Here is a 26,222-nt window from a genome sequence, read left to right as displayed (position 1 = left end):
GAGAGAAAAACAATGGTTATGTTTGGGAAAAAATACCTGAAAGGGTCTTGTGTTTTCGGGGAACAGCTATATAATAAAGATATGGATAATTCCTAGTATTTAACTAGGAATTATCTGAAATCTGATAAAGGAGGAGTAAACATATGGTAAATATACAGAAAGCAGCAGTCATAGGATGCGGGTTCGTGGGTTCTACGATCGCATATACGCTCATGCAGAAAGGAGTGTTTTCAGAGATGGTCCTGCTGGATGCTGACCATCCGAAGGCAGAGGGGGAGGCTATGGATATCAGCCATGGCCTGCCGTTTTCCCATGCAATGGATATTTATGCGGGAACCTATGAGGATATTGCAGATGCATCTGTGGTGATCATCACTGCGGGGGCTAACCAGAAACCAGGCGAGACGAGACTGGATCTGGTACACAAAAACGCGAAGATCATGCAGTCCGTCATCTCAGAGATCAAGAGGGTGAAGTGTGAAGGAATCCTTCTTATTGTTTCTAACCCTGTGGATATCCTGACACAGGTGGCACTGAAAGAATCAGGTTTCCCAAAGGAGAGGGTCATCGGTTCCGGGACAGTGCTGGATACTGCAAGGCTGAAATATCTGATCAGTGAGAAACTGAATGTGGACAGCAGAAATGTGCATGCGTTTATCGCGGGTGAGCACGGGGACAGCGAACTGGCTGTATGGAGTTGTGCGAATATTTATGGGATAGGCCTGGAAGAGTTTGCACGCATGAAAGGATACAAAGACTTTTATAAAGAGAAGGAGGAAATCTACCACGCGGTTCGGGACAGTGCCTATGAGATCATTGAGCGTAAGGGTGCGACTTACTATGGCATCGGGATGGCTGCCGCAAAGATCGCGGAGGCGATCGTAAGAGACAGCCATACAGTGGCGCCGGTTTCGGTTTCACTCAATGGAGAGTACGGACTGTCCGGCTTATGCCTGAGCATACCGGCAGTAATAGGAAAAGGCGGGGCAGAGCAGGTACTGGAGATTAATTTCGATGAGGAAGAGACAAAGAAATTAAGAGGATCAGCGGAAGAGCTGAAGAGTGTATTGAAAGAAATCGGACTCGAATGAGCGGAGACGGATATGATAAAAACCGGCAGGGGAAGGACTGCCGGTTTTGTTTTGGGGTCAGCTTTGTTTTGGGATCAGAAAATATATTTTTATGACTGATCGTTATTTGATATGCCTTTTGATCGCTTCAAAGCTTTCGGAGCTGATCACATGTTCGATCCTGCATGCATCCTCTGCTGCGACTTCCGGGTTAACTCCCAGTCTCTCCAACCATGAGGAGAGAAGTGTGTGCCGCTCATAGATCCGGTCCGCGATCTCCTGCCCTGATGGAGTGAGAGTGATATACCCTTCCGGGGAGACGGTGATGTTTCCGTTTTCCCGGAGTTTTTTCATTGCCACACTGACACTGGATTTTTTGAAATTCAGTTCTGCGGCAATATCGACAGAACGTACGACCGGACGCTTCTTGCTTAAGATCAGGATTGTTTCCAGATAATTTTCAGCTGATTCATTCGTATGCATGTTGTCCACCTCGCTCGTAAGATTCGTACGCATTACTCTCTTAAAAGAGGGTAACATCTTTAACAAGTATAACACAACCGGATTTTGTGGGCAAATGAATATTTCTGAAAATAATATTTCCCAAGTTATTGACAAAAAACAAAAGTTAGTTTAAACTATCAATGGTTAGAAGTGTGACTGAGAGATGGGCGTGTTTGCCCTGTCTCCAGCAGTATGGCGAAAGGACTGGTTGATATGAATCTACTGGATGCCAGGGAAGGCGAAGAGTATATTGTAAAAAACATCGTGACAGATGATGAAGAACTGGAAGCGTTTTTATTTTCGCTGGGATGTTACAGCGGCGAGCCGATCACGGTTGTTTCACGTGTGAGGGGAGGCTGTGTTGTCTCTATTAAAGACGGCAGATACAATATTGATACTGATCTAGCGAAAGCTATTTCAATATAAAATAAAAATAGTAATCTGACTGCTATTTTTTTTGCACAAAGGTTAGTATATTCTAATCGGAATGAAGGAGGATTTGTAAGATGAGAATCGCTTTTGCAGGAAATCCGAACAGCGGCAAAACAACCATGTATAATGCACTGACAGGCAGAAACGAGCGTGTCGGAAACTGGGCTGGTGTTACGGTAGAGCGGAAGGAGAGCCTGATCAGAAAGGCTTATTACGACGGTGGGGAGGAACTGACCGCGGTAGATCTCCCGGGAGCTTACTCCATGTCTCCGTTTACATCGGAGGAGAGCATTACCAGCAGTTATGTGAAGCATGAAAATCCGGATGCGATCGTCAATATCGTAGATGCGGCGAATTTAAGCCGGAGCCTGTTTTTTACCACACAGCTCCTTGAACTTGGGATCCCGGTAGTGGTCGCCCTGAATAAGAGTGACCTTACGGATAAGAAGCAGACAAAGATCGATGTCAGGCTCCTGGCTGAAAAGCTGGGATGCCCGGTCATAAGGACGGTGTCTACTTCCTCAGGACATGAGGGACTCAAAGAGGTGGTCGCCCAGGCGGCAGCTCTAAAAGGGAAAACCCAGAAAGCACCCTATGTGCAGGAAGATATTGACCTGAAAGACAAAAAAGCGGTAGAAGCTGCGGACAGGAAACGTTTTGAGTTTGTCAATGGGATCGTGAAGCAGGTCGAAAAGAGAAAGGTGTTTACAAAGGATAAGAATTTCCAGGACAAGATCGACAGTATCATTACCCATAAGATCATCGGTATCCCGATCTTTGCGGCGGTTATCTTCCTTGTTTTTTACATATCGCAGACAACGCTGGGAACCTGGATTGCAGACTGGCTGGTAGGCTGGATTGAAACCTTCCAGGGCTGGGTCGGAGGTCTGATGGAAAACGCCAACCCACTGCTGTATGCTCTTCTCGTTGACGGCATTATCGGCGGTGTCGGCGCGGTAGTCGGCTTCCTTCCGCTCGTAATGGTGATGTACTTCCTCATTGCCCTTCTGGAAGACTGCGGTTATATGGCCCGCGCGACAGTCGTACTGGATCCGATCTTTAAGAGAGTCGGGCTGTCAGGAAAATCCGTGATCCCGATGGTCATCGGAACAGGATGCGCGATCCCGGGCGTTATGGCTTCCCGTACGATCCGCAATGAAAGAGAAAGAAGAACAACCGCGATGCTTACGCCATTTATGCCGTGCGGAGCAAAAATTCCGGTCATTGCATTATTTGCAGGAGCATTTTTTGCCGATGCGTGGTGGGTTTCTGCTACAATGTATCTGGTAGGTATTGTACTTGTCCTTTTAGGGGCGCTGCTTGTGAAGAGGATCACAGGTCAGAAATACCGCAAATCCTTCTTTATCATCGAGCTCCCGGAATATAAGCTCCCGAGCCTGAAGAGAGCGTGTGTGTCCATGCTTGAGAGAGGAAAAGCGTATATCATCAAAGCAGGAACGATCATCCTTGTGTGCAACACAGTCGTACAGATCATGCAGACGTTTAACTGGCATTTCCAGCTCGTGGAAGAAGGAGCGGAGAGCACTTCGATCCTTGCAAGCATCGCGCATCCGTTTGCGATCCTGTTCATTCCACTCGGATTCGGTGTATGGCAGCTTGCGGCGGCAGCGATCACAGGTTTTATCGCAAAGGAAAACGTGGTAGGTACTCTGGCGGTTGTCTACGGAGTTACAAACCTGATCGATACAGATGAGCTGGCGCTTGTTGGAAGCGGAAGTGAAGTGGCTACAGTTATGGCGCTCACAAAGGCAGCGGCCCTCGCATACCTGATGTTTAATCTGTATACACCGCCGTGCTTTGCGGCACTCGGAGCGATGAACTCGGAGATGAAGAGCGGAAAATGGCTGTTCGGCGGTATCTGCCTGCAGCTTGCAACCGGATATACAGTAGCATTCTTTGTATACCAGATCGGAACTCTGATCACCACAGGCGCTCTTGGTACAGCGTTTGTACCGGGACTGATCGCAGTCCTTGTATTTGCGGCGATCATCGTGTGGAGGATACGCAAGTCTGATAAAGAATTCGCGGCAGAATACAGCCTGCATGCAGCATAAGAAGAAATCATAAACAAGCCGACGGCGGACAAAAGGATCATTTTGTCTGCCGCCTGTTGCCGGATATAGAAAGGACGTGGTTTGTTATGGCAGACATTATTGTGATCATGATCCTGGCGCTCCTGATCGGAAGCGCGGCGGCATACATGATCAGGGCGAAGAAGAATGGCGTGAAGTGCATCGGGTGTCCCGCCGGGGGCAGCTGCCCTGGCAGCGGGAAGATCCCGAAAAAGAAGCTGGCCGGCCGTGTGGTCAGCCGGAGGACAATGAAGATATCGGGAATGAACTGTGCCCACTGTGTGATGGATGTGACGAAGATCCTGAACCAGATCGACGGTGTGAGCGCAGTAGTCAGTCTCTCAAAGGGCAGCGCCCGCATTTCCTGTGACAGAGAGATCGGGGATGAGATCCTTCGGAATGCAGTGGAAAAGGCAGGATACCATGTGGCAAGTATTACATAGTGTGCGCGGGCCTGCTCCTTTCCACTGTGATACAGGATCAGGAATTCTTCCATTTATAGATCCTGACTGAGGCAAAGCGGCTGAGCACCAGCATCACTGCTCCGGCAAGCAGCAGGCAGAGTATCAGTACAGGGCTGAGACTGAAGACCGCCTCAATACCTACCAGAACAGTGGATGCTCCGTATACAGCAGCGATCAGGATTGTTACGCCGATGAAAAAGACGGTTCCCCACCGTCTGCCGAGAAGGAAATAACCTACATATATGAGAGAGAGGAAGATCAGGGAGATGCTGATCCCGACGCCCCATATGCGCAGCGCTTCCGACAGAGAGACCGTATGGTGGACATATACCTGGATCATGGCGCACATCAGGGCGAACAGGTTGCAGACTGCAGCAGAACAGAGCCCGAGGATATACTTTGCAGTCACGATCTGCGCCATTGACACGGGAAATGTGGCCAGAAGCCTGGTGAAATTTGCTCTTTCTTCCTGCTCTGTCGGATATTCCAGGGCACAGCCGCCGATCAGAGGCAGGATGATCATCGAAAACAGGATATAATAATATTCGGAACGGACCAGGAATCCGACCGGTATGGTGAGCAGGCCGGCGAATATGTAGGCGGCCGCATTTTTCGGAATACAGAAATTGTCATATAAATCTTTCAGAATGATCCCTTTCATCGTATCTTTTCTCCTTTGATATAAAACAGCATGATATCTTCGATCGAGGCATTTTCAATGTGGATGTCAGAGAAAACGCGCTTAAGCTTCTGCTTGTTGGTAACCAGCACGCGGTAGCTGTACGCCTCCTTCTTATAAGCCGCGATGTCATCCGGGCTTAAGGCGTCAAAGAGCTGTCTGCCGCAGTTGATGATGCCGTAGTTATTCTGCAGGTCGTCATATGTCCTGACGAACAACAGCTTCCCTTCGTGAATGTAGGCAATATAATCCGCGATCTTATCCAGGTCACTTGTGATGTGGGAGGACATGAGGACCGCCCGGTCTTCCTCCTCAGTGAATTCCCTGAGGATATCAAGGATCTCATTGCGCACGACCGGATCCAGCCCGCTTGTCGCCTCGTCGAGGATGAGCAGCTTCGGATCGTGGCTTAATGCGGCTGCGAACTCTAATTTTACCCGCATGCCGGTAGAAAACTTTTTCAGCCGTTTCTTCGGAGGGAGCCCGAAGCGCTCCAGATAATCAAGATATTTCTGCTGATCCCAGTTTTTGTAGATCATGGAGAGCATTTTCCCGGCAAAGATGGGCGTAAAGTCCAGGTCATAGTGGGAATCGCTGAAAATGACGGCGATATCTTCTTTTATGAGTGTTTCCTGCGTCCTCAGGTCGCGCCCCAGGATGGTCACCTGATCGTACTGTGAGTCTGTGATATTGAGAAGGGCGTTGATGAAGGTGGATTTCCCTGCCCCGTTTTCCCCGATCAGTCCCATCACTGTCCCGCAGGGCAGGTCAAGAGAGATATTGTCCAGTTTGAAATCTTTGTATGTTTTTGACAGGTTTTTTACCTGTATCGCGTAATCCATAGGTCACTCCTCCGTGTAAATGACTTCCAGTGTATTTTTCAGATCATCAAGGGAGAGGCCGTTTTCCCTTCCAAGCGCCGCGGCGTCGGAGAGCAGCTTCTCCACCCTGCGCAGATTCTCTTCCCGGATAAAATCCTGGTTCTGCGCGGAGACAAAGGTCCCTTTGGCAGGGACTGTGACGATAAAGCCGTCCCGCGCCAGGTCGTCATACGCCCTCTGGGTCGTGATGACGCTCACATGCAGGTCTTTGGCGAGCCTGCGCATAGAAGGCATAGGCTCGCCCGGTTTCAGCTCCCCTTTCATGATCATCTCTTTGATCTGCGAAGTGATCTGCTCGTAGATAGGGCGGTCACTCGCATTGCTTAAAATAATTTCCATATATCCGCATCACCTCACAACATGTATTTTATTTACCGCTCGAACCCGTTCTTCCGGTAGAGCGCCAGGAAGACGGCGACAGATACGAGGAACTCCGCGGCAAGGACAAGGATGCCTTTTAGATCTGCCGCCGGCAGGGCATTGCCGATATTTGCGATGGCGTTAAAGATGATCCCGGTAAACAGAAGTCCTGAAATCTTTTCCAATGTCCCGCTGAACCCGGAGAACATGGGAATCATCATTAAGATGAGGAGAGCGGGAGTTGTGATCGTACCCGCGGACATCTGTGTTTTTGCAAAGATACCGAAGATCATGCCGATGACCGCGCTGATGGCGGAGCATGCCACTGTGATCGCGAGATAAGGGATCCACTGGGACAGCCCCATGTCAAATCCGGCGATAAATGCGCAGAGCACATTCACAACTGTGGACATCAGGACGACAGGGATCAGGCTCCCCAGGAAAAACTCCAGCCCGTTTACAGAGGACGTCATGAGCGTGCGGAGCGTATTTTTTTCTTTTTCTTCCGCAAGGGCAGCTGCCGTACAGTAGACGCCTACCATCATGAGGTTCATGAGCACGCCCAGGGCAAGGGCATAGGCGCTCATATCAAAGGCGCCTTTTGTGACTGCCCCGTAGATCGTTTTCATAAGGAAAGTAAACCCAAGAGAAAAGATGGGCATAATGATAAAGTTCTTGCTGAACAGCGCTTTTCCTTTTACTTCCATGATCGCGGCAAGTTTCCGCAGATGTACTGGTTTCATTTTCATTGTAATTCCCTCCCTGTCACTTCTAAGAATACTGTCTCCAGCGTGGGTTCGCAGGAGTGGAGCGTCTCGATCCGGCCGCTGGCCATCCAGGACGCGATCTTTTCCGCTGCCTGAGAATTCTGCTCTAAGAGATGCCTGGTCCCGTCCGTGAGCTGGACACGGTACTTTTTGTTCCGGTTATATTTCAGGCAGATCTCTTCCGGTGAGCCGTACTCCACGATAACACCCTCGTTTAAAAGAGCTACATGGTCGCACAGTTTCGTCGCTTCCTCCATGTTGTGGGTGGTGAGGAAGATGGACATGCCCTCGTCCCTCAACTCCATCAAAAGCTTATGCACCTCAAGCGCTGTGGACGGGTCCAGGCCGCTTGTCGGTTCATCGAGGAAGAGCACCTTCGGCCTGTGGAGGATCGCCCTGGCGAGGATCAGCCTCTGTGTCTGTCCTTTGGACAGCTTTGACGCAGGCTTTTTGCGGTGCTCATAGAGGCCGATCCGTTTCAGGAGAGGATCGATCTCCCTGAGGGGAACATTCAGGAGACGTGCGAAATATTTCAGGTTGTCATATACGCTCATCCTCTCATAGACGCCGCTGACGTCCGTGACGATGCCGATCTGCTCATAGATCCTTTCATCGATATGGTCACAGGGGATGCCGAGCACTTCCGCCTCCCCGGAAGTGGGGCGGAGCTGTCCGGTCAGGATCTTGATGGTCGTGGTCTTGCCTGCTCCGCTGGGGCCCAGGAAACCAAGGATCTCGCCTTTCCCGAGTTCTGCGTTTACATCCTTCAGCACAAAGTCTTTGCTGAACTTTTTGGAAAGATGCCGTATGGATATATAATGCTGATTCATCTGATTCACTCCTTTGTGATTACTGTACTTATCTGACAAGTACAGATTAACATAAACTGTAGTAACTGTCAATATCAAATATATACAGTTGTGAAAAATCAAGAGAGGAAGATGTTTTTGGACAGAGCCACAGAGAAAGCAGGCGCGGCGGAGTATAGAAAAGCATCAGGCAGCACATCCTAGAGACAGGTGTGGCGGAAATGCAGGGAGGCGCGGCATATGAGAAAACTTTATCAGAGACTGGCGCTTGTCCTCGGGATGTCAGCGGTCATGACTGTGCTGATCTTTACGGTCAGCCTGTACGGCCGCAGCCGAGCGGAGAACATCCATTACTTACGCCAGCTCCTGGATGGGGTAGAGGAGAATCTTTCCCATAACTCCGAAGATTACAGGGAGAGGCTGGAGCTTCTGGAAGAAGACTATTTAAAGAGAGCCAGGGCGGCAGAGTATATCCTGTCATCCGGCCCCGGACTGGTCTCCGAAGAGGAGCTTCAGATCATAAAAGAGCTCATGGAAGTCCGCGCGGTCACTGTCATCGGAAATTCCGGCGAAATCCTGATGAGCACCGAAGACCGGACGGGGGATGAGAGCGAGGAATCTGTCTTCCATGTGACGGTAAAGGCTCAGTCTGACCGCTTCGCAGCGGTCCGGGTGGACGCGGATCCCGGCAGGCTTGGGCTGATGGACCGGGAAGACCTGATGCGCTCCACACTCCGGCAGGCGACGACAGAGCACCGGACAGGGATCATGGCAGTGGACCCAGAGACCGGGGAGATCATCGGGTTTACGAGGAATAATGCCCAGGATTTTGAACTGGCAGGCATTGATACGGCTTCTGAGTTTTTGGGCCTGCTGGAGTCCATGGCGGACAGAAGGGCTGCTGTCCTGCGGGTGAATGAAGTGTATCAGAGGGTCCTCGTGAGGGAGACGGAGGGGTATTATCTGGTCGCTTTTTCCGCGTTGGATACAGTGTTCGCGGATATGACATGGTCTTTCTGGGAGGGGCTCATCGGCATCGGGGCTGTCAGTACCGCGGCGATCCTGCTCGTGCGCTATTATCTGAAAAAATACCTGTTCCGGCATTTTGAGACTGTGAAGGAAGACATCAGCAGGGTCCTGGCGGGAGCGGCGGGCTCAGGGGCCGCGGATGCCGGGATACCTGAGGTGCAGGCATTTGTGGCCGCCATATCAGAACTGGAGAAGGGATATCTGGATCAGGCAGAAGGGATGCACCGGATGAAGGATGAGCTGTCCCGGGCAAGGACAGAGGCAGAGCGGGATAAGCTTACCGGGCTCTATAACAGGAGAGGGATGGAGAAGCGGGTGGAAATATTCCTGAAGCAGGAGACCCCTGCGGGGACCTTTGTACTCTTTGACCTTGACAATTTTAAAAGGGTTAATGATTCAGAGGGGCATCCTGAGGGCGACCGGGTGCTGGAGAGGTTCGCGGCATGTCTGAGAGAGTGTTTCCGAAAGGATGACAGTCTGGGACGGCTTGGCGGTGATGAGTTTGCAGCGCTGATCTCAGGACCGGTTCCCGATGAGAGGCTGGAGGAAATTTTCTGTGCGGTAATGTCCGGTGTCAGGGAGGGGCTCGAAACATATTATAAGAAATACGGAGTTTCGGTCAGCATCGGGGCTGTCCCCATAGACGGTAAGGTGCGGACATATAAAGGGCTGTACAAGTGTGCGGACACCGCCCTCTATATCGCGAAATATCTTGGAAAGGACCGCTGTTATATCAATAAAGAAAAAATATCCTGCATGAAGAAGGAATGCATCAGATGCCGGGAGGACTGTCCGAGGAGCAGGCTGCTGGATCTTAAGAGCAGGGAAGAGTGACGGGAAATGAAAGAGTGTGAGACCATGAAGAACTGGATCATTATCCCGGCGCTGGAGCCGGGGGACGGATTGTGCGCATATATCACGGAGTTACAGCAGAGAATCTGCGCTTCTGTCCTGGTGGTGGACGATGGGTCCGGAGACGCCAGCAGACATATATTTGGCAGGATTGAGGAGATGAAAGGCTGCACTGTCCTGCGGCATGAGAAAAACCGGGGAAAGGGAAGAGCGCTGAAGACTGCGTTCGCTTACGTGGAGGAGCAGACAGGGAAGAGAAGCCGTATCATCTGCGTGGACTGCGATGGGCAGCACTCTCCGGAAGATGTGGAGCATATCCTCGGACTGGCAGCAGTGGAACCGGGGACGCTTATTCTCGGGGTGAGAGATTTTTCAGAAAAAGGAGTGCCGTTCCGGTCTCTTTTCGGGAACCGGGCTGTCTCGTTCCTTTTCTGGCTTGTGTGCGGGGAGTGGCTCAGGGATACTCAGACAGGACTCCGCGCGTTTGACGGGAGTCTTCTGAATCTGATGCGGGAGATACCGGGAGAGCGGTTTGAGTATGAGACACAGATGCTGGTCTCCTGCGCGAAAAACGGAGTGCCTATCGTGGACAGGCCGATACGGACAATCTATGAAGACGGAAACACGGGCTCCCATTTCCGCCCGTTCAGGGACAGTGCCAGTGTCCTCAAAGCGCTTTTCTCTTTGCGCTGAGCCGCTTTGTCACGGTGACGCCGCTGTGGAAGATTTTCTGCGATACAGCCCTGTTCTTCGCGTCATACAGGATCCAGAAGAACTGGGTGTTCGCCGGAGATAAAAGTGACCGATGTATGGACAGGGAGAGGGAGGAGAAAGATGGAGCCTGATAAGAAGAGAAACCGTATTTTTGTGCTGGCGATCTGTTTTTTTTCGATCTATCTGATCTGGAGAGTGTTTGGGACAATTCCATGGACAGATGGAGTATTTCAGGCCGCGGCCGGAATCCTTCTGGTTCTGGCGGAGATCATTACCACACTGGGCATGTTTGAACTTATGATAAGCCGCATGAAGGCGAAAAAGGTCATCCGTGACCTGCCGGATGTGCCGGGAGAACAGTTCCCGGATGTGGACGTGTTCATCGCCACTCACAACGAACCTGCGGAGCTTTTGTACAAGACGGTGAATGCATGTACATTCCTGGAATATCCGGATAAGGGAAAGGTCCATATCTATCTCTGCGACGACGGCTGCAGGCGGGAGGCGGAAGAGCTGGCACAGCGGCTGGGAGTGGGCTATCTGGGGCTTTCGGATAACCGGCATGCAAAGTCAGGCAATTATAACAATGCGCTTGCCCATACATTCTCCCCTCTGATCGCTACGTTTGACGCGGATATGATACCGAGGAGGGAGTTCCTGATGAAGACCGTACCGTATTTTCTCGATCCCGAAGTAAAGATGGGGCTGGTGCAGACGCCTCAGAGCTTTTACAACCAGGATCTGTTCCAGTTTAACCTTTTCTCGGAAAAAGATATCCCCAATGAGCAGGATTTCTTTTCGAGGGAAGTCAATGTCATGCGGAATGCGTCCAATTCCGCGGCGTATACCGGCAGCAATACGGTGATCCTGCGCAGCGCCCTTGAGGAGATCGGAGGTTTCCCGTACGGGACGGTCACAGAGGACTTTGAGACAAGCCTCCGGCTCCAGAAGGCGGGGTATATCACCTATGCATCCACAGAGGTCCTGGCGGCAGGGCTCTCCACCACGACGGTGGAAAGCATGATCCGGCAGCGGGTCCGCTGGGCGCGCGGAGTGATCCAGAGCATCCAGAATACGAACGCCATATTCACAAGGGAACTTCCCGCGGCAGGCCGTCTTGCCTATCTGAACGCTTACCTGTACTGGTGGTCATTCCTCTGCCGGATGATCTTTATCCTGTCGCCTGTCCTGTTCGCCCTGTTTGGCTTCCGGCTGGTGGAATGCGGGTTCTGGGAGCTGCTGGCCTTCTGGCTTCCCTCTCACCTGCTGTATGGTATCTCCGTGCGGTATCTGAGCACCAATGTGAGGAATATGAGGTGGAGCCAGATCATTGATACGATCCTTGCACCCTACCTGATCCTTCCGGTGTTTCTGGAATCCATCGGGATCCATCAGCACAGATTCAGGGTGACGGACAAAAAGAAGAGAAAGGGCAGGACGGCTTCCCTGCGTTTCCTGATCCCTCACGGGATCCTTCTGGCGCTCACACTGGCGTCGCTGATCAGGTTCTCGTACGGAAAATACGGCATGGCGCTCGTATACAGCAGCGTCATCCTGTTCTGGCTGTGCTATAACCTGACCGGGCTTGTCTACGCGGTGTTTTTTATGCTGGGAAGAGAGGCAAAGAGGAAAAGTGAACGGATCCGGGCAGAGGTGCCGGTTCGGATCCGGGCAGGGAAGACGGAAACGGCGGGAATGAAGGGAATGACAGTGGATGTGTCAGAGGAGGGGATCGCCTTCCGTTTATCAGGCGGAGAAAATGTGGAGGCAGAAGAGGAGGAACATTCTCCTGTGTTTAAAGGCGGAGAAAAATTCCGCATCCGCGTTCTGACGGAACATTACAGGGCAGAGCTCGACGCGGAGCTTGCCTACTCGAAGCAGGATGAAAAAGGCAGGATCTATGCGGCTTCGGTCATGCCGCTCACTGAAGCGGATAAGAGGAACTGGCTCCAGATCATCCATGACAGAGAGCATTCCCTGCCCCGGGAGCTCGATCCGTGGAGGACCGTCTACGATGATGTGCGCCAGAATATCTTCCTGAGGCGGAAAGGAGAAGGAGTTTGGAAGAGATAAGATCAGTCGTGAAAGCAGCAGTGTTTGTCCTGTCTGTCTGGGGCTGTGGATTTGCCGTACACAGAGTCCTGAAGATCCATGCTTATTTTACGCCTGTTTTTACAATGGCAGGGATCAGCCTCATACTCTATGCAGGAGGGCTTTTCGGGGCGCTCAGGCCCGCTGCTTACCTGGTCCTGGCAGGCGGACTGGCAGGCTCTGCTTATTTTTTCTGCCTTCTGCTCCGGAGAAAGACAGGGATACACATGCCGGGATTTTTCGGCGTCTGCTTCGGCGCTGTGGCTCTCGTCTTTGCAGGCCTGATCCTGCATCTGAAGCTTCTTCACTATGATAACTTCTCCCACTGGGCGGTCATGGTGAAATATCTCCTGTCAGCACACCGCTTTCCGGGACTGGATACAGAGATGGTCACATTCCTGGATTACCCGCCGGGCAGCAGTGTGTTCATCTATTATGTCTGCCTGTTTCTCGGCAGGTCCCAGGGAGTGATGCTGCTTGCGCACAATGCCCTGATCTTTGCGTGTTTCCTGGCAGTGTTCGGCGTCGTGGAGGAGAGGAGGAGATTTCTTTTATATTCGTTTCTCGCAATGGGGTGCTCCATGCTGTCTTACCTGAACCTGACGATCCGGATCAACAATCTGCTTGTTGATTTTCTCCTCCCTCTCCTTGCCATGGCATCCATTGCCTGTTCGTACCGGTACCGACGGCAGAGATGGCGGGCGTCCCTTCTGTCCGGGGTGATACTGGGATACCTGGGGATCGTAAAGAATACAGGCCTGATCTTCGCGGCGTTTGCCTTTGTCCCATATCTGAGGAATGTCTTCTCCCGTTTCACACGGAGACCACTGGGAGAACGTGAAGGAGAGGGCGCCCGGCCCGGGTCAAAGGGGACAGGATGGACGGCAGCGCTCCTGACGGCGGCTGCCGCTGTCCTGCCTTATCTCCTGTGGCAGTACCATTTAGAGACCGCGCTCGCAGGATATGAGGGGAAATTCAGCCTGAGCGCGGCAGGCGGAAATCCCGGATCTGTCACCGCGGACGCTGGTATGTACGGTGTGATCGCAGGGCGTTTTGTGAGGGAGGCGCTGGACCTCTCGGTGCGCGCGGCCCAGGTCTTCCTGCTTTGTAATCTCGCTGCGGCAGGGGCAGTGGTTTTCGCGCGACTGCACCTGAAACGGAGATGGGGGCTTTTGCGGACGCTGCTCCTGGGGGATGCGATGACTGTGGGATACTATGCGGGGATCCTTGGACTGTACCTGTTTTCCATGCCGGAAGAAGAGGCGCTGCGCCTTGCCGGTTTTGAGAGATATGCGTGCAGCATTATGGTGTTGTTTGCGGGGCTTCTGTTTATGAGAGCGGTCGTCGATATGGAGCATTCCTTTGCCGTGGATATCGATGAGGCGGGGGCTTACCGGGCATATTCTTCTCCGGCTGCGAAGCGGCGTTATCAGTATGGAGTGCTGGTTACCTTTGTCGTGGCGCTGAATTTCATATTTTCCGAATATAACGGGCTGGCAGCAGTGCAGAGGGAGTACGGAAATTCCCTGCCGGGAAAAGCAGAAAAGATCATGGGGGACAGGTGGTATCCGGGCGGAACGGAAGATCAGAGGAGATACCTTGTGGCGGTGACTGACAAAGGCGGCCAGGTGACATACGGTGAGGCAGAGTATGTGAGCAGGTATTTTCTGTATGCCCCGGATGTGGACGTTACAGATCACCTGGATGAAGAGACGGTAAGAACTGCCGCCGGGGAGTACGAATTCATTGTGATCCTCGAGCCGGAAGCAGTAAGTGACAGGGTGACAGAGCTGTATGGCGGTATGTTCCGGGCGCCGGGGATTTATCCAGCCGCTGTACCAGATATCGTGCAATAAGATATCCTGAAATAAAAAGAAAATACCCGCGGGAGCGCTCCGGGTGTTGGGCGGTCTAACGCGGGTATTTTTTGCATTTGATTTTTTAAAATCGATTTTACAGATGATCATTCAGCCGAAGGAGCAAACTCCTGGGATACGATCACTGCCCCCGTACTGTCTAAGTAGCGCACTACTACGACAGGATTGTCGATCTCCACTGCAAGCGGGATCGTGGAAGCGATGGACTCAAAGGTGGATGCCTGTGAGTCGAGACTTGACTGGAGGGCAGCAGCATCAAGGCTTGCCGCTACGTTCGGGTCGGTGATAGTAAAATTGTATACCAGCTTGTTATCCTCAGCGGTAATATCAGCAGTCAGGCCTGTGCCTTCCAGAGAAGCGATCTGGCTGTCTAACTGCTCCTGCATCAGATCAGAATTGATAAAATCCTCGAGGGTTGCATATTTGCCGGAAGCAGGGAGGTCAGAAGCATCCTCTTCATTTTCGGCCGCAGGTTCTTCCGGCTCTTCCGCTTCATCTTTCGCTGTATCCTCTTCCTCGACAGCATCGGGCTCAGGCTTATCAGACTTCCCGCAGGCAGTGAAGGCAAGTGCAAACGTTGCGACACACATAACAAGTAACATTTTTCGAATCAGATTTTTCATAATCATTGTCCCTCCTCATTCATATTGTCTGTCAGTATCTTACCACATTTGCCGGATTCAGTCGAGTAAAATAAAGTAAAATGTCATTTTGCAGATCAGGGACGGGGCGCTTTGGCCTTGCATATGAGCTGTGTCATCGTACCCATGGGGCAGTAAACGCACCATGACCGTGGCTTAAACAGCACCATTGTCACAAGGCCGAGCACAGTGGAAGTAAGCATGACACTGTAAAACCCGAAGGCAAACTGGGCGACGCCGGGGGAGAAGAGGGTCCCATGGTATGCCCAGTGCCACGGCAGCCTGAAAGTCCACAGCAGAGTGACCGCCTCCTTCAGTTCTCCGGCGCCGGAAAACACAAGCCACGTGTTCCAGAGCATGACAAAGAACATCGCGAAGAAAAATACGAGGAAGCCGTAACGGAAATACTTTGACCGCATCCACGCCGGGACATCCTTCCTGCGCGAAAGCCCGAACCTGCCGCCGATCAGGGAGAAGAGCTGCCCGCGGCCGCAGTATTTGTTGCAGTAAGCCTTGTTCCCTTTTACGACAGATATGATCAGCGGGATGAAAAAGCACAGCAGTCCCAGCCAGGCGAACAGGATGTTGAAAAATCCGAGGATCAGGTAGGTAAGGGAAAGGATCCACAGATAGTCATACCATTTCTTTTTTGTCTTCATATGCTGACCACCTCCAGACTGATGACGCTGGCAGGGCATTCTTTTACGCATTTCCCGCAGCCTACGCACAATTCTCTGTCCACTTCGGCAAATATCCCCCTTGGGACCGCAACAGCGCCCCGCGGGCATACTTTGATGCAGCACCCGCAGGCAACGCATTGCTCAGTGTTGATCTTAGCTTTTCTTTGTTGTTTCGGCATAGATAATCCTCCTGTATGTTGTGAGGAAAGTATACAGGAAAAGATATGCCGCGGTCTGTAACTTAATCACAAAGCCGGCATGGAGATAATATAAATTTTGAGAATAAATATCAAAATACACTTGCTGTTTTCCGCTGTATAGTGTATGATATCTAAAGAGTTAGATATAACTAACGAGTGAGATCCAGTCAAAAACAGGCACAGTTATCTTCATTATCATCAGGAGGTTCTATATGAGTGTTGTGATCATAGGCGGCCATGACAGAATGGTATGTCAGTATAAGCAGATCTGCAGACGGTTCAACTGCAAGGCAAAAGTATTCACCCAGATGTCCGCAAGCCTGGGCAAGCAGATCGGAAGCCCGGACCTGATCGTACTTTTTACGAACACCGTATCCCACAAAATGGTCCGCTGCGCGGTGGAAGAGGCAGGCAGGTGCAACGCAGATGTGGTAAGGTGCCACACGAGCAGTAAAAATGCACTGGAAGAAATTCTGGTGAATAAGTGTGGGTAATCTGTATTTGTGCGGGGAGCCAGTTTGTTGGATAAACGGCCGAAAACAGTGAAGCACAGATATCGAAGACGTATTCAGCGCGGGGATATGGCTGGCATCGGCTCCGCTCCATGAGGCAGGAAAAACTACGAAATCAGGGAACACGCTAAAACCAGGGATCAGAAGAGAGGAACTCGGCTCCGCCTCAGACACCCTCTCTTCTGATCCCAACGCGTGTCCCCTGATTTCTACTTTTTCCAAGCCTCATTCCGAAGTCACCTCAACCACCCATATCCCCGCGCTGAAAGATGTTCGGAAAAAGCGCTTCGCTGTTTTCTGGTTTCCTCAAGCCGGAAGGTCCCCCGACAAATGCAGCGTTTACAAACGCAGCGGAAGGGGGACTTCTCCGGGAAAAGGTAACCCATCCCCAGCCGGCAGAAACATACCACGGACGGAAACCTCTCCGCCAAAAAATAAAATCCCCCTTTCTGGCAGAATTCTATCACAAGAGAGGCCCAGCTTGCTGGGCCAAATCGAACGGCTAATCCCCTCCCGGAAGTCCGCAGCACCTTCCGTTTGGTAAATCTTCCTGTTTCGCCGCTGAAGCTCCCCTCTCGCCCCGTTTCCAAATCCTGCATTTGCCTGCGGGGACCTTCCGATCGGATGCGCGCAGAAAACCGTTCTCCTTTGATGCACCTTTCGCGGCGGACGGGGATATGGCGACGGTGACTTGGAGTAATCTGATGGAAAGACTTAAAAGAATGGGATGCGGCGTTAATTTCAAAGCGGATGCCTGAGCCGCAGGCGAATCTTCCGCTTTGAAATTGTCCTTAGCCGTATCCCATTCTTTTTACGTCTTTCCCGGATTACGGAACCGGAACCCGAGCCATATCCCCGCCCGCCGCGAAAACGTCTTAAATCACCGACGGTTTTCGGACGTTATATTCACAAGGAAGGCTCCCCCACAAATACAGATTGCCAGTCTTGTCAGGAGGATGGATTGTATTTATAATATATATCTGTGTGCAGCGGAAGATCAGCAAGTCAGGAGGGGGTATACATATGAGACAGTCAGCGGTGTACAGGACATTTTTTTATTTGCTGGGACTTTTGTTTCTGGCGCTGGGACTTACCCTGAATACAAAGGCAGGGCTTGGCGTATCGGCGATCATTTCTGTGTCCAGCAGTATTTCCGAGGTGTTCGGATACAGCTTTGGGAATACGACGCTGGGGCTGTACTCAGTGTTTATCGTGCTGGAGATCATCCTGCATACGGTCCGGGACAGGAGATATGAGAAGGAGACAGCGCAGGCATTGAAAAATGCGGGACGGAAGAACCGCAGGCTGGTGCTTTTGATGGACATTCTGCAGCTCCCGCTGAGTATTGTCTTTACCCGTGTCCTGAATGTCTTTTCGGCGGTGATCCCGGATCTTTCCTCCGGCGGAAAGAGTACGCCGGGAGAGATGGCGGTGAGGGTGGCTGTCCTCCTGACTGCGATCGCGTTTACAGGGATCGGGGCTGCGATGTCTCTGGATATGAGGATCATCCCGAATCCGGGAGACGGGATCGTGCAGGCTATCGCGGACTGTGTCCGCAAAGAAGTCGGGTTTACGAAAAACTGTGTGGATGTGGTGAATATCCTGATCAGTACATTTATCGGACTGTTTTTTGCCGGTCACCTGGCGGGCGTGGGGATCGGTACGATCCTGGCAGTGATCGGCGTGGGAAGAGTGATCTCTGTGTTTAACCGCCTGTTTTATGAAAAAATGAACCGGCTGGCGTGTGTGGAAGTGTAGCTGCTGCCAGAGAAGCATGATATTGCCGGCAGAAGAATAATACCGGCAGAAGAAAAATAATGCCGGTAGAAGAAAAGGAAAGAGGAACGTATGAAACGGAATGTAGATTTGAAGGAAATATCAGACGGCAGGCTGTATTCTTTCGGGGATATGGTCAGGGCGGACTGCCGTGACTGCGAAGGGTGCTCTGAGTGCTGCCGCGGTATGGGCAGTTCCATCATCCTTGACCCCATGGATGTGTGGAGACTGCAGAAAGGGATAAAAAAAGGGTTCCAGGCGCTTCTGGAAGAAGGTAAGATTGAGCTCAATATGGCGGACGGGATGATCCTTCCCAATCTGAAAATGGATGCAGAGCGGGAGGCCTGCCCGTTCCTGGACGGTCAGGGGCGGTGTTCCGTACATGACTGCCGTCCGGGGCTGTGCCGCCTTTTCCCTCTGGGACGGTATTATGAAGAAAATGGCTTCAGGTATTTTATCCAGATCCACGAATGCCGGAAACAGGATAGAGGCAAGATAAAGATCAAAAAGTGGCTGGGCATCCCCAACCTGAAGGGGTATGAAAATTACATCCTGGAATGGCACGGCTTCCTGAACCAGTGTGAAGATGCGCTGGAAACATTGAGCGAAGAAAATGTAAGGATCCTGGAGCTGTATGTGCTCCGCAGGTTTTTCGAGACCGCATACATGGCGGCGGATGAAAATGGATTTTATGAAGAGTTTTCCGCAAGGATGGAAGAAGTAAAAGAGAAGTTCGGATTTAAATGATAATCAAATAAAAATTAATGATAAACATTAAATAAATATTGACAAAAATAAATTCTTCATGATACGATGCAGATAAGAAGAAAGGCATCCAAAGGAAACGAAAGGAGCGGACAAACTGTCTGTAAGAAAGGGGATGGTATCATGAAGGATGAAAAGACGATCATGAAAGAGCGGTGCGATTTTTTGAGAACCGGGTTTGCTGTTGTATTCTGGGCAGTTGCAGCGTTTTGGCTCCTGCTCCTGATATCAGGGATATGGCTGGCATTCCAGCCGGCGTCAGATTTTTCCGCCGTCCTGACAGATACTCCGGCAGGTATGCAGGGAATGATATATTTTTCGGGATTAAAAGAGGGATTCATGGCGTATTGGCTGTCAGAGATGCGCTTTGATCCGGGCATCCTGAATGAGGCGGCGGGGCAGATGCCGAAATATGTATACCTGGCAGAGCAATTCAGCAATACGGCAGCCGGCATAGGGGGAGTGCTTTTCCTGTGGTATTTAAAGGAAGTATTCCGCAATATCAAGAAGTTTGATACACCGTTCATAAAAGAAAACAGCAGGGCGATCTTCCGGATGGGGATTGCTGTGATGATTTTCCTGGCTGTCAGAGAAAATCTTTTTCCCTTCCTTGCTTTTATCAAGGGGATCGGAGCCCAGGGATCTGATATTCTCAACATATACTGGTTTATCCCCGGTTCTGTTTTTTTCTGCCTTTCCGCAGTCTTTGAATATGGCCGGGTCTTACAGCAGGAATCGGACGAGACATTGTGAGGTGAAAGGATATGTCGATTATTTTACGGCTTGACCGTGTGATGGCGGATCGGAAGATGTCTTTGAAAGAGCTGGCGGAAAGAGTGGAGATATCGAATGTAAACCTGTCCAATCTGAAGACGGGGAAGGTGAGGGCAATCCGGTTTTCCACCCTGGACGCGATCTGCCGGGAGCTTCACTGCCAGCCCGGGGATATCCTGGAATATGTGGACGATGAAGAAGAGGAAGAAAAGAAATAAAAGAAGATGTAAATGGAGCGGAAACTCTGTTTACATCTTTTTTTGCAGCCAGGTGATCCGCAGGCAATGCTTCGCCCGGCGGATCTGGAATCATTATGCATCATCCATTATGCATCATCCGGCAGATCCAGATAAATTTGGATCTGGTAAATTCGGATTGACACTTTTATAAAGGGAAGTATATAATCATATTATACAATTGTCTAATATGATAAGAAAGGGGGTGCCAACGTGAAGCGGCTTCCTGATGCGGAACTGGAATTGATGATGATCATATGGGATTCCGAGCAGCCGGTTTCCAGGGCTGACATAGAGAAAAAGATGAAAGGCGGGCGGTCCGTCCTTCCGAGCACTGTGCTGACGCTTCTTTCCCGGCTGGAGAAGCGGGGATTTGTAAGGCGCGAAAAGAGAGGAAAGATCAATTACTACTATTCGCTTGCAGATAAGCAGGAATATCTGAAAGAAGAAGGGAAGAGCGTCCTGGACCGGATGTTCGGAAATTCACTGACCAATTTTGTTGCGGCTTTGTATGATGGCGAAGATATGGACGAAGAGGAGATCAAAAGTCTCCAGTCCTTTATCGACAGCCAGACGGAGGAGAAAAAATGAAGGAATATCTGATCTATCTGGCAGTGATGTCACTGGCCGCGGACCTGGTGATCCTGTGCGCCTGCCTCATACCCGGGCGGTTTTCGGGTAAGACCGGATATGGATGGAGAAAGATCCTGTGGGTGGTCGTGGCGGTACGCCTGCTGGTCCCGGTCCAGACGATCAGTTCCATGGCGCCGGTTTCTTTTGTTCCCTTTCATATCCCGATCGCGGTAAGTGGAGAGGAGGCATCTTCCCGGTCCGAAGAAAATGTTGAGGGAGAGCCGGAAGCAGAGCTTTCCGGTACTGATGATGCGAGGCAGCCGGAGCAGGAGGCGCAGCTGGATGATACGTTACGGTCAGAGCATGCGACTCAGTCGGATGATGCGTTACAGTCAGGGCATGCAATGCAGTCTGGCAATACATTACAGCCGGGGCAAGGGGCGCAGACCGGGAATACCGCCCGGAGCGGCAGCAGTGAGACAGAGACACCCGGCGGGACTGCGGGAATAGATGCTGCAGTCCCGGACAACGGATCGGGAAATCTGAGCCTGGCTTCCTGCGCAGCAGATGTGGACTGGCACTTTCTGTTTTTGTTTGTCTGGCTGACAGGGGCAGCCGGGATCCTCGGTATCCGCTCGGTCCAGTATCAGATCTTAAAGAAAAAAGCAGTCGGATCCTCTGTCCCGTGCCGGGATGCGGGGATCAAATCTATGATCCGTTCCATATGCGCGGAGCAGTCTGTAAAAGGAAAGATCAGCGTCAGGCTCAGCCGGGAGATAAAGACGCCCATGCTTTTTGGGTATTACAGGCCGGTCATCATCCTTCCCCACAGGAAATATCATGAAGACGAAGCGGAAATGATCTTAAGGCATGAGATCCAGCATTTTAAAAACCGGGATCTGTGGTATAAGTTCCTGATCATGTTCGTATGTGATCTGTACTGGTTCAATCCGATCCTGAGATTTATGAAGAAGGCGGCATACCAGGACATTGAGTGCATCTGTGATGAAAAGGTCGTGCGGGAGCTTGATCTGAAGGGAAAAAAGATTTATGCATCCACGATTTTAGAGACTGCTGCGCGGGGAAAGAGTGAAGTTGTGTTCGGCACACATTTTTCACGGGGAAAGCGTTCCGTGGAAGTGCGGATCCGAAACATTTTTACCAGAAAGAACAAATGGGGATATGTGTTCTTTGCTGTCCTGGCGCTCGCTGTCATAGGAGGAACCTGTCTGTGGAATGTCAGGGAAAATGAAAGCTCTCAGACACAGGACGGCAGGCGGAAACAGGTTTTACATTGACAGCGGATCCGTTTTGTGGGGATTCGGCAGCAATGATTATGGACAGCTCGGCAACGGGCAGAGAGACGAACTGGGCGTCTTTTATTCCGAACCGATCCGCATTGCGTCGGACGTTGTCTCAGTGGATATGTCAATGAACGGGTATTTCTGCATCTACCTCACCTCAGACGGTAAGCTGTACGGGATGGGAGCGGATATCGATCATATTTTGGGAGAGGATTCAGATCCTGAAGGCAGTCCTGAAGTAATGATAGGGCAGGAGACATTCCCGGCAGTAACAAGCCCGGTCCTGATCGAAGAAAATGTGGCATATGCGAGGACAGGCGGAAAGTGTATCGTATACCTGAAAAATGACGGGAGTGTCTGGTGGCAGGGGAGATACGAAGATATCTCTTATTCGGGAATCGTGGTAGAACAGAGGGAGGAAGGACTGCAAACAGAAGAATCGTGGAGAATGCGTGCTGTAAGCCCGCAAAAACTTCTGGACAACTGTATCTATGTGACCACCGGCGGTGAAAACGGGGCAGCGATCAGTGTCAACGGGGAACTCTATACCTGGGGGTGGAATATCATGGGACAGTGCGGTACCCCTGTGTCTGACGATGCTTTTGTAAGAGAGCCGGTGAAAGTACTGGATAACGTGCAGATGGTATGGTCAGGCAGGATGTGTTTCAACAGCCCGGAGCAGGAGATCCCGGAAATATGGCATTATAATACCCTGTATTGCTTTACTGTGTTTGCCAGGCTGAAAGACGGCACGTTCATGGCAGCAGGAGAAGGGGCAGGAGACAAGGAGATCAGAAATCTCATCGGAGGCGGGGATTTATCATCAGAAGTGATCTATCGGTATTCGGATACGTTTGTTCCAATCCAGATAGAATAAATCTGTATTTGCGGGGGGAGCTGACCGAGTGGTTAAACGTCCGAAAACAGTGAAGCGTAGGAATCGAAGACGTATTCAGCGCGGGTGTGTGGGTGCCTGAGGTGACTGCGGAGAGAAATCCTGCATTTGACTGCGGGGACCTTCCGATCGGATGCGCGCAGAAAACCGCGCCCTTTGATGCGCCTTTCGCGGCGGACGGGGATATGGCGACGGTGACTTGGAGTAATCTGATGGAAAGACTTAAAGGAATGGGATGCGGCGTTAATTTCAAAGCGGATGCCTGAGCCGCAGGCGAATCTTCCGCTTTGAAATTGTCCTTAGCCGTATCCCATTCTTTTTACGTCTTTCCCGGATTACGGAACCGGAACCTGAGCCATATCCCCGTCCGCCGCGAAACCCTACTCAATCACATCGGCGGTTTTCGGACGCTATATTTACAAGGAAGGCTCCCCCGCAAATCCAGATTTCCAGATTTATAGTACCTGTATGAACCTCCGGAATTTCTCCATCCCGTCCTCCGTGCACTTATACACTCCTGCATCTTCCAGCACCTGGCAGAAGACTTTCCCGACTTCCTGCTCCAGGATGTGTCTGATATTGTCTGCGTTGACGTCGGTATATGCGGGCAGGAATTCATCCACCCAGTCGGCATGTTTCGTGATCTGCTCATTGCTGCGGATATCTTTTCCTTCCAGGATGTATTCTTCCAGGAGTTCCATCTCGCCTTTTAAGCGGGCGGGAAGGACTGCAAGCCCCATGACCTCGATCAGCCCGATGTTCTCCTTTTTGATGTGGTGGAGTTTTGCATGGGGGTGGTATACTCCGAGAGGATGTTCCTCTGTGGTAATGTTGTTGCGCAGCGTCAGGTCCAGTTCATACATGCCGTCTTTCATGCGCGCGATCGGTGTGATCGTATTGTGCGGCACGCCGTCTGTCTCGGCGAAGATGAATGCATCTTCATCTGTATAGGAGCGCCATGCCTTCAGGATATGATCCGCCAGGTCGATGATGCGCTCTGTGTCTTCCCCGCGGAGGCGGATGACAGAGAGCGGCCATTTTACGATGCCTGCTGATACGTCCTCATAGCCTTTTACAGTAAACTCTTCGATGACAGGAGCTTTCGCCATGGCGAAGGTATAGTTCCCGCCCTGGAAGTGGTCGTGGCTCAGGATCGAGCCGCCCACGATCGGCAGGTCTGCGTTGGAGCCCAGGAAATAGTGGGGGAAGAGTTTGATAAAGTCAAACAGCTTCGCAAAGGCGTTCCGGTCGATCTTCATGGGGATGTGTTCCCCGTTAAATACGATGCAGTGCTCGTTGTAATATACATACGGAGAATACTGGAATCCCCATTTCTTTCCCTGGATGGTGATGGGGATGATGCGGTGGTTCTCCCTTGCCGGGTGGTCCAGGCGTCCCGCATATCCTTCGTTTTCCATGCAGAGCTGGCATTTCGGGTAGGAGGAGGACTTCGCCTTGCCTGCCGCGGCGATGGCTTTTGGATCTTTCTCCGGCTTGGAGAGGTTGATCGTGATGTCCAGAGTCCCGTACTTTGTATCTACCGTCCATTTGCGGTCCCTTTTGATGCGGTAACGGCGTATGTAGTCGCTGTCCTGGCTTAATTTGTAATAATAATCTGTCGCAGTCTCAGGGGATGTCTCGTATTTTTCCCAGAACTCGCTCTGGATCTGCGCCGGACGGGGCACGAGACAGTTCATGAGCTTTGTGTCAAAGAGATCCCGGTATCCGATGCTGTCTTCGATGATGCCCCTTCTGACTGCCTCGTCGAGCAGGTCTTTCAGCACATCTTCCAGAACGATATTGTCAAGATCGCAGGAGACATCCTCGTAGTTGTCTTCTTTAAAAAGATCGAGCAGAAGATTGGTGGTATAGATCCTCTCTGTCTCCGGGGTCAGACCTGTGTTGATCCCGTACTGTACCAGTTTTTTGATAGATTCATAAATCATAATGGCTTTCCTCCAAGATATTGTTTCGCCGTGACCGGCGCATCAGCGCAGTCACGGCGGGATATTACATAGAATGAACAGTTTCCGGCCGACAGTTTTTGGCCGCAGGCTGTCCGGATCAGTCGAGACGGGAAGCGCCCGCGCCGATATCTACGGTATAGAATTCAGCCTCATGCCCGACTTTTTCTTTATATGTCTTTCCGATGCTGTCGATAAATGTGTCAACAGAGTCGTTCTTTACGATGCTGACTGTGCAGCCGCCGAATCCGCCGCCGGTGATACGGGATCCGATCACGCCCGGGATCGCCCATGCAAGGTCCACCAGGATGTCGATCTCCTCGCAGGATACTTCATAGTCATCGCGCAGGGAGATGTGGGACTGGTTCATCAGCTGTCCGAACTTCGTGATGTCTCCGGCTTTGAGCGCTGCCACTGCATCGATCGTGCGCTGGTTCTCGTATACAGCATGTTTTGCGCGTTTTAACTGGATCGGATCTTTGATCAGGTCTTTGTTGGCCTCGAATTCTTCCGGTGTCAGGTCTCCCAGGGAATTGATGTCCAGCTTCGTCTTGAGGGCTGCGAGAGCGTCCGTGCACTCCTGGCGCCTGTCATTGTAAGCGGAGTCTACAAGGCTGTGTTTTACCTTGCTGTTTGTGATGATGATCTTTGCGTCGTCAAGTTTGATGGGCGCATACTCGAATTTCAGCGTGTTTGTGTCAAGGAAGATCGCGTTGTCTTTCTTTCCGTTGGCGCTGGCGAACTGATCCATAATGCCGCAGTTGCAGCCGTTGAAATTATTTTCAGAATACTGTCCGATCAGGGCCAGGTCTGTCATTGTCAGATCCGTGATGCCGAACAGGTCTGTGAGGATGACTCCCGTGAGCACCTCGAGGGATGCGGAGGAGGAGAGTCCGGCTCCGTTCGGGATATTTCCCCAGATGACCATGTCAAAACCGCTGTCAATGGGATGGCCTTTTTCAGCAAAAGCCCATACGACACCGAAGGGATAATTCGCCCAGTTGTATTCCGGCTTGTTTGTCATGTCGTCGAGGGAAGTCTCGACTACGCCGAATGTATCCAGGTTCATGGAATAAAAATGCATTTTGCGGTCGTCTCTTTTCCTTGCCGCCGCGTAGGTGCCCATAGTAAGCGCGCAGGGGAATACATGCCCGCCGTTATAGTCAGTGTGCTCTCCGATCAGGTTTACGCGTCCCGGTGCGAAATAAAAGTGCGCGCCCTCTGAACTGCCGAAAAGTTCTGCAAATTTGTCAAAAAGCTTTTGTTTCATCTGATGATCC

At 51.3% G+C, this 26,222-nt stretch carries 28 protein-coding genes; 17 read left to right on the top strand and 11 right to left on the bottom strand.

The genetic code is table 11. The features are described 5' to 3' along the window. Positions 1 to 143: 143 nt before the first annotated feature. Entirely contained in the window at positions 144 to 1,091 is a 948-nt protein-coding gene (locus B5G27_RS03010; protein ID WP_087177487.1) for an L-lactate dehydrogenase, read from the top strand. Positions 1,092 to 1,193: 102 nt separating this feature from the next. On the opposite strand, the gene B5G27_RS03005 is transcribed toward B5G27_RS03010, so the two are convergent. Beyond that, on the bottom strand, positions 1,194 to 1,553 hold the full coding sequence (locus B5G27_RS03005) for a metal-dependent transcriptional regulator (protein WP_087177735.1): 360 nt from the start codon (positions 1,551 to 1,553) through the stop codon (positions 1,194 to 1,196). A gap of 234 nt (positions 1,554 to 1,787) precedes the next feature. Here B5G27_RS03005 and B5G27_RS03000 point away from each other — a divergent pair, with 234 nt between their 5' ends. The 3 genes from B5G27_RS03000 to B5G27_RS02990 all read left to right on the top strand — a co-directional run bounded on the left by B5G27_RS03000 (position 1,788) and on the right by B5G27_RS02990 (position 4,542). Further along, positions 1,788 to 2,000 carry a FeoA family protein gene (locus tag B5G27_RS03000; protein WP_087177734.1) on the top strand — a complete coding sequence of 71 codons (213 nt, stop codon included), beginning with the start codon at positions 1,788 to 1,790 and terminating at the stop codon, positions 1,998 to 2,000. A gap of 80 nt (positions 2,001 to 2,080) precedes the next feature. After that, positions 2,081 to 4,081 carry a ferrous iron transport protein B gene (feoB, locus tag B5G27_RS02995; protein WP_087177486.1) on the top strand — a complete coding sequence of 667 codons (2,001 nt, stop codon included), beginning with the start codon at positions 2,081 to 2,083 and terminating at the stop codon, positions 4,079 to 4,081. 86 nt (positions 4,082 to 4,167) lie between these two features. Beyond that, positions 4,168 to 4,542 (top strand): heavy-metal-associated domain-containing protein, encoded by a 375-nt coding sequence (locus B5G27_RS02990; RefSeq protein ID WP_087177485.1) that lies wholly within the window; start codon positions 4,168 to 4,170, stop codon positions 4,540 to 4,542. Positions 4,543 to 4,579: 37 nt separating this feature from the next. On the opposite strand, the gene B5G27_RS02985 is transcribed toward B5G27_RS02990, so the two are convergent. From B5G27_RS02985 to B5G27_RS02965, 5 genes are read right to left on the bottom strand one after another with little or no spacing between them, the layout of a single operon-like run. After that, complete coding sequence (locus B5G27_RS02985; RefSeq protein WP_087177484.1) at positions 4,580 to 5,224, bottom strand: ABC-2 transporter permease; 645 nt, start codon at positions 5,222 to 5,224, stop codon at positions 4,580 to 4,582. Next, entirely contained in the window at positions 5,221 to 6,084 is an 864-nt protein-coding gene (locus B5G27_RS02980; RefSeq protein ID WP_087177483.1) for an ABC transporter ATP-binding protein, read from the bottom strand. Before B5G27_RS02980 ends, B5G27_RS02985 begins: the two co-directional genes overlap by 4 nt. Positions 6,085 to 6,087: 3 nt before the next feature. Next, positions 6,088 to 6,462, bottom strand: coding sequence for a GntR family transcriptional regulator (locus B5G27_RS02975; protein WP_087177482.1), 375 nt, complete (start codon positions 6,460 to 6,462; stop codon positions 6,088 to 6,090). 32 nt (positions 6,463 to 6,494) lie between these two features. Next, positions 6,495 to 7,232, bottom strand: coding sequence for an ABC transporter permease (locus B5G27_RS02970; protein ID WP_087177481.1), 738 nt, complete (start codon positions 7,230 to 7,232; stop codon positions 6,495 to 6,497). Continuing rightward, the gene (locus B5G27_RS02965) at positions 7,229 to 8,080 is read right to left on the bottom strand and encodes an ABC transporter ATP-binding protein (RefSeq protein WP_087177480.1); all 852 of its coding nucleotides are present in this window, start codon (positions 8,078 to 8,080) and stop codon (positions 7,229 to 7,231) included. Before B5G27_RS02965 ends, B5G27_RS02970 begins: the two co-directional genes overlap by 4 nt. 219 nt (positions 8,081 to 8,299) lie before the next feature. On the opposite strand from B5G27_RS02965, the gene B5G27_RS02960 reads away from it, so the two are divergent. The 4 genes from B5G27_RS02960 to B5G27_RS02945 all read left to right on the top strand — a co-directional run bounded on the left by B5G27_RS02960 (position 8,300) and on the right by B5G27_RS02945 (position 14,601). Continuing rightward, positions 8,300 to 9,922 carry a GGDEF domain-containing protein gene (locus B5G27_RS02960; RefSeq protein ID WP_087177479.1) on the top strand — a complete coding sequence of 541 codons (1,623 nt, stop codon included), beginning with the start codon at positions 8,300 to 8,302 and terminating at the stop codon, positions 9,920 to 9,922. A gap of 6 nt (positions 9,923 to 9,928) precedes the next feature. Next, positions 9,929 to 10,633 (top strand): glycosyltransferase family 2 protein, encoded by a 705-nt coding sequence (locus B5G27_RS02955; protein ID WP_087177478.1) that lies wholly within the window; start codon positions 9,929 to 9,931, stop codon positions 10,631 to 10,633. Between the two features lie 141 nt (positions 10,634 to 10,774). Continuing rightward, the gene (locus B5G27_RS02950; RefSeq protein ID WP_087177477.1) at positions 10,775 to 12,727 is read left to right on the top strand and encodes a glycosyltransferase family 2 protein; all 1,953 of its coding nucleotides are present in this window, start codon (positions 10,775 to 10,777) and stop codon (positions 12,725 to 12,727) included. After that, on the top strand, positions 12,715 to 14,601 hold the full coding sequence (locus B5G27_RS02945) for a hypothetical protein (protein WP_087177476.1): 1,887 nt from the start codon (positions 12,715 to 12,717) through the stop codon (positions 14,599 to 14,601). Before B5G27_RS02950 ends, B5G27_RS02945 begins: the two co-directional genes overlap by 13 nt. Before the next feature lie 107 nt (positions 14,602 to 14,708). On the opposite strand, the gene B5G27_RS02940 is transcribed toward B5G27_RS02945, so the two are convergent. The 3 genes from B5G27_RS02940 to B5G27_RS02930 all read right to left on the bottom strand — a co-directional run bounded on the left by B5G27_RS02940 (position 14,709) and on the right by B5G27_RS02930 (position 16,122). Then, on the bottom strand, positions 14,709 to 15,245 hold the full coding sequence (locus B5G27_RS02940) for a DUF4854 domain-containing protein (RefSeq protein WP_087177475.1): 537 nt from the start codon (positions 15,243 to 15,245) through the stop codon (positions 14,709 to 14,711). Between the two features lie 95 nt (positions 15,246 to 15,340). Further along, positions 15,341 to 15,922: a 4Fe-4S binding protein gene (locus tag B5G27_RS02935; protein WP_087177474.1), complete on the bottom strand. Its 582-nt coding sequence runs from the start codon at positions 15,920 to 15,922 to the stop codon at positions 15,341 to 15,343. Next, entirely contained in the window at positions 15,919 to 16,122 is a 204-nt protein-coding gene (locus B5G27_RS02930; RefSeq protein WP_087177473.1) for a 4Fe-4S binding protein, read from the bottom strand. Before B5G27_RS02930 ends, B5G27_RS02935 begins: the two co-directional genes overlap by 4 nt. A gap of 233 nt (positions 16,123 to 16,355) precedes the next feature. Here B5G27_RS02930 and B5G27_RS02925 point away from each other — a divergent pair, with 233 nt between their 5' ends. The 9 genes from B5G27_RS02925 (at position 16,356) to B5G27_RS02885 (ending at position 23,244) form a co-directional block, all read left to right on the top strand. Then, the gene (locus B5G27_RS02925) at positions 16,356 to 16,637 is read left to right on the top strand and encodes a DUF2325 domain-containing protein (RefSeq protein WP_087177472.1); all 282 of its coding nucleotides are present in this window, start codon (positions 16,356 to 16,358) and stop codon (positions 16,635 to 16,637) included. Between the two features lie 1,041 nt (positions 16,638 to 17,678). Continuing rightward, a complete protein-coding gene (locus B5G27_RS02920) occupies positions 17,679 to 18,413 on the top strand; it encodes a DUF6198 family protein (protein ID WP_087177471.1) in 735 nt (244 codons plus the stop codon). A 90-nt stretch (positions 18,414 to 18,503) separates the two neighbouring features. After that, positions 18,504 to 19,178: a YkgJ family cysteine cluster protein gene (locus B5G27_RS02915; protein ID WP_087177470.1), complete on the top strand. Its 675-nt coding sequence runs from the start codon at positions 18,504 to 18,506 to the stop codon at positions 19,176 to 19,178. Positions 19,179 to 19,319: 141 nt separating this feature from the next. Further along, complete coding sequence (locus B5G27_RS02910; RefSeq protein WP_087177469.1) at positions 19,320 to 19,949, top strand: hypothetical protein; 630 nt, start codon at positions 19,320 to 19,322, stop codon at positions 19,947 to 19,949. A gap of 11 nt (positions 19,950 to 19,960) precedes the next feature. Next, the gene (locus B5G27_RS02905; RefSeq protein WP_087177468.1) at positions 19,961 to 20,188 is read left to right on the top strand and encodes a helix-turn-helix domain-containing protein; all 228 of its coding nucleotides are present in this window, start codon (positions 19,961 to 19,963) and stop codon (positions 20,186 to 20,188) included. Between the two features lie 231 nt (positions 20,189 to 20,419). Continuing rightward, the gene (locus tag B5G27_RS02900) at positions 20,420 to 20,797 is read left to right on the top strand and encodes a BlaI/MecI/CopY family transcriptional regulator (RefSeq protein WP_087177467.1); all 378 of its coding nucleotides are present in this window, start codon (positions 20,420 to 20,422) and stop codon (positions 20,795 to 20,797) included. Beyond that, positions 20,794 to 22,077, top strand: coding sequence for a M56 family metallopeptidase (locus B5G27_RS02895; protein ID WP_087177466.1), 1,284 nt, complete (start codon positions 20,794 to 20,796; stop codon positions 22,075 to 22,077). The genes B5G27_RS02900 and B5G27_RS02895 overlap by 4 nt, the downstream gene beginning before the upstream one ends. Further along, entirely contained in the window at positions 22,016 to 22,960 is a 945-nt protein-coding gene (locus B5G27_RS02890; RefSeq protein WP_087177465.1) for a hypothetical protein, read from the top strand. The genes B5G27_RS02895 and B5G27_RS02890 overlap by 62 nt, the downstream gene beginning before the upstream one ends. A 92-nt stretch (positions 22,961 to 23,052) precedes the next feature. After that, entirely contained in the window at positions 23,053 to 23,244 is a 192-nt protein-coding gene (locus B5G27_RS02885; RefSeq protein ID WP_087177464.1) for a hypothetical protein, read from the top strand. Positions 23,245 to 23,433: 189 nt separating this feature from the next. Here B5G27_RS02885 and galT read toward each other — a convergent pair whose 3' ends face one another. Both galT and B5G27_RS02875 read right to left on the bottom strand, forming a co-directional pair. Next, on the bottom strand, positions 23,434 to 24,924 hold the full coding sequence (gene galT, locus B5G27_RS02880; protein ID WP_087177463.1) for a UDP-glucose--hexose-1-phosphate uridylyltransferase: 1,491 nt from the start codon (positions 24,922 to 24,924) through the stop codon (positions 23,434 to 23,436). Positions 24,925 to 25,042: 118 nt separating this feature from the next. Beyond that, a complete protein-coding gene (locus B5G27_RS02875) occupies positions 25,043 to 26,212 on the bottom strand; it encodes a galactokinase (RefSeq protein WP_087177462.1) in 1,170 nt (389 codons plus the stop codon). Positions 26,213 to 26,222: the final 10 nt, after the last annotated feature.

Origin of the sequence: Lachnoclostridium sp. An76 (assembly GCF_002161355.1) — a bacterium.
GTDB classification, from domain to species: Bacteria; Bacillota; Clostridia; order Lachnospirales; family Lachnospiraceae; genus Mediterraneibacter; species Mediterraneibacter caccavium.
The sequence above is the reverse complement of the archived record's forward strand: the minus strand, read 5'-3'. Positions and strand labels throughout refer to the sequence as shown.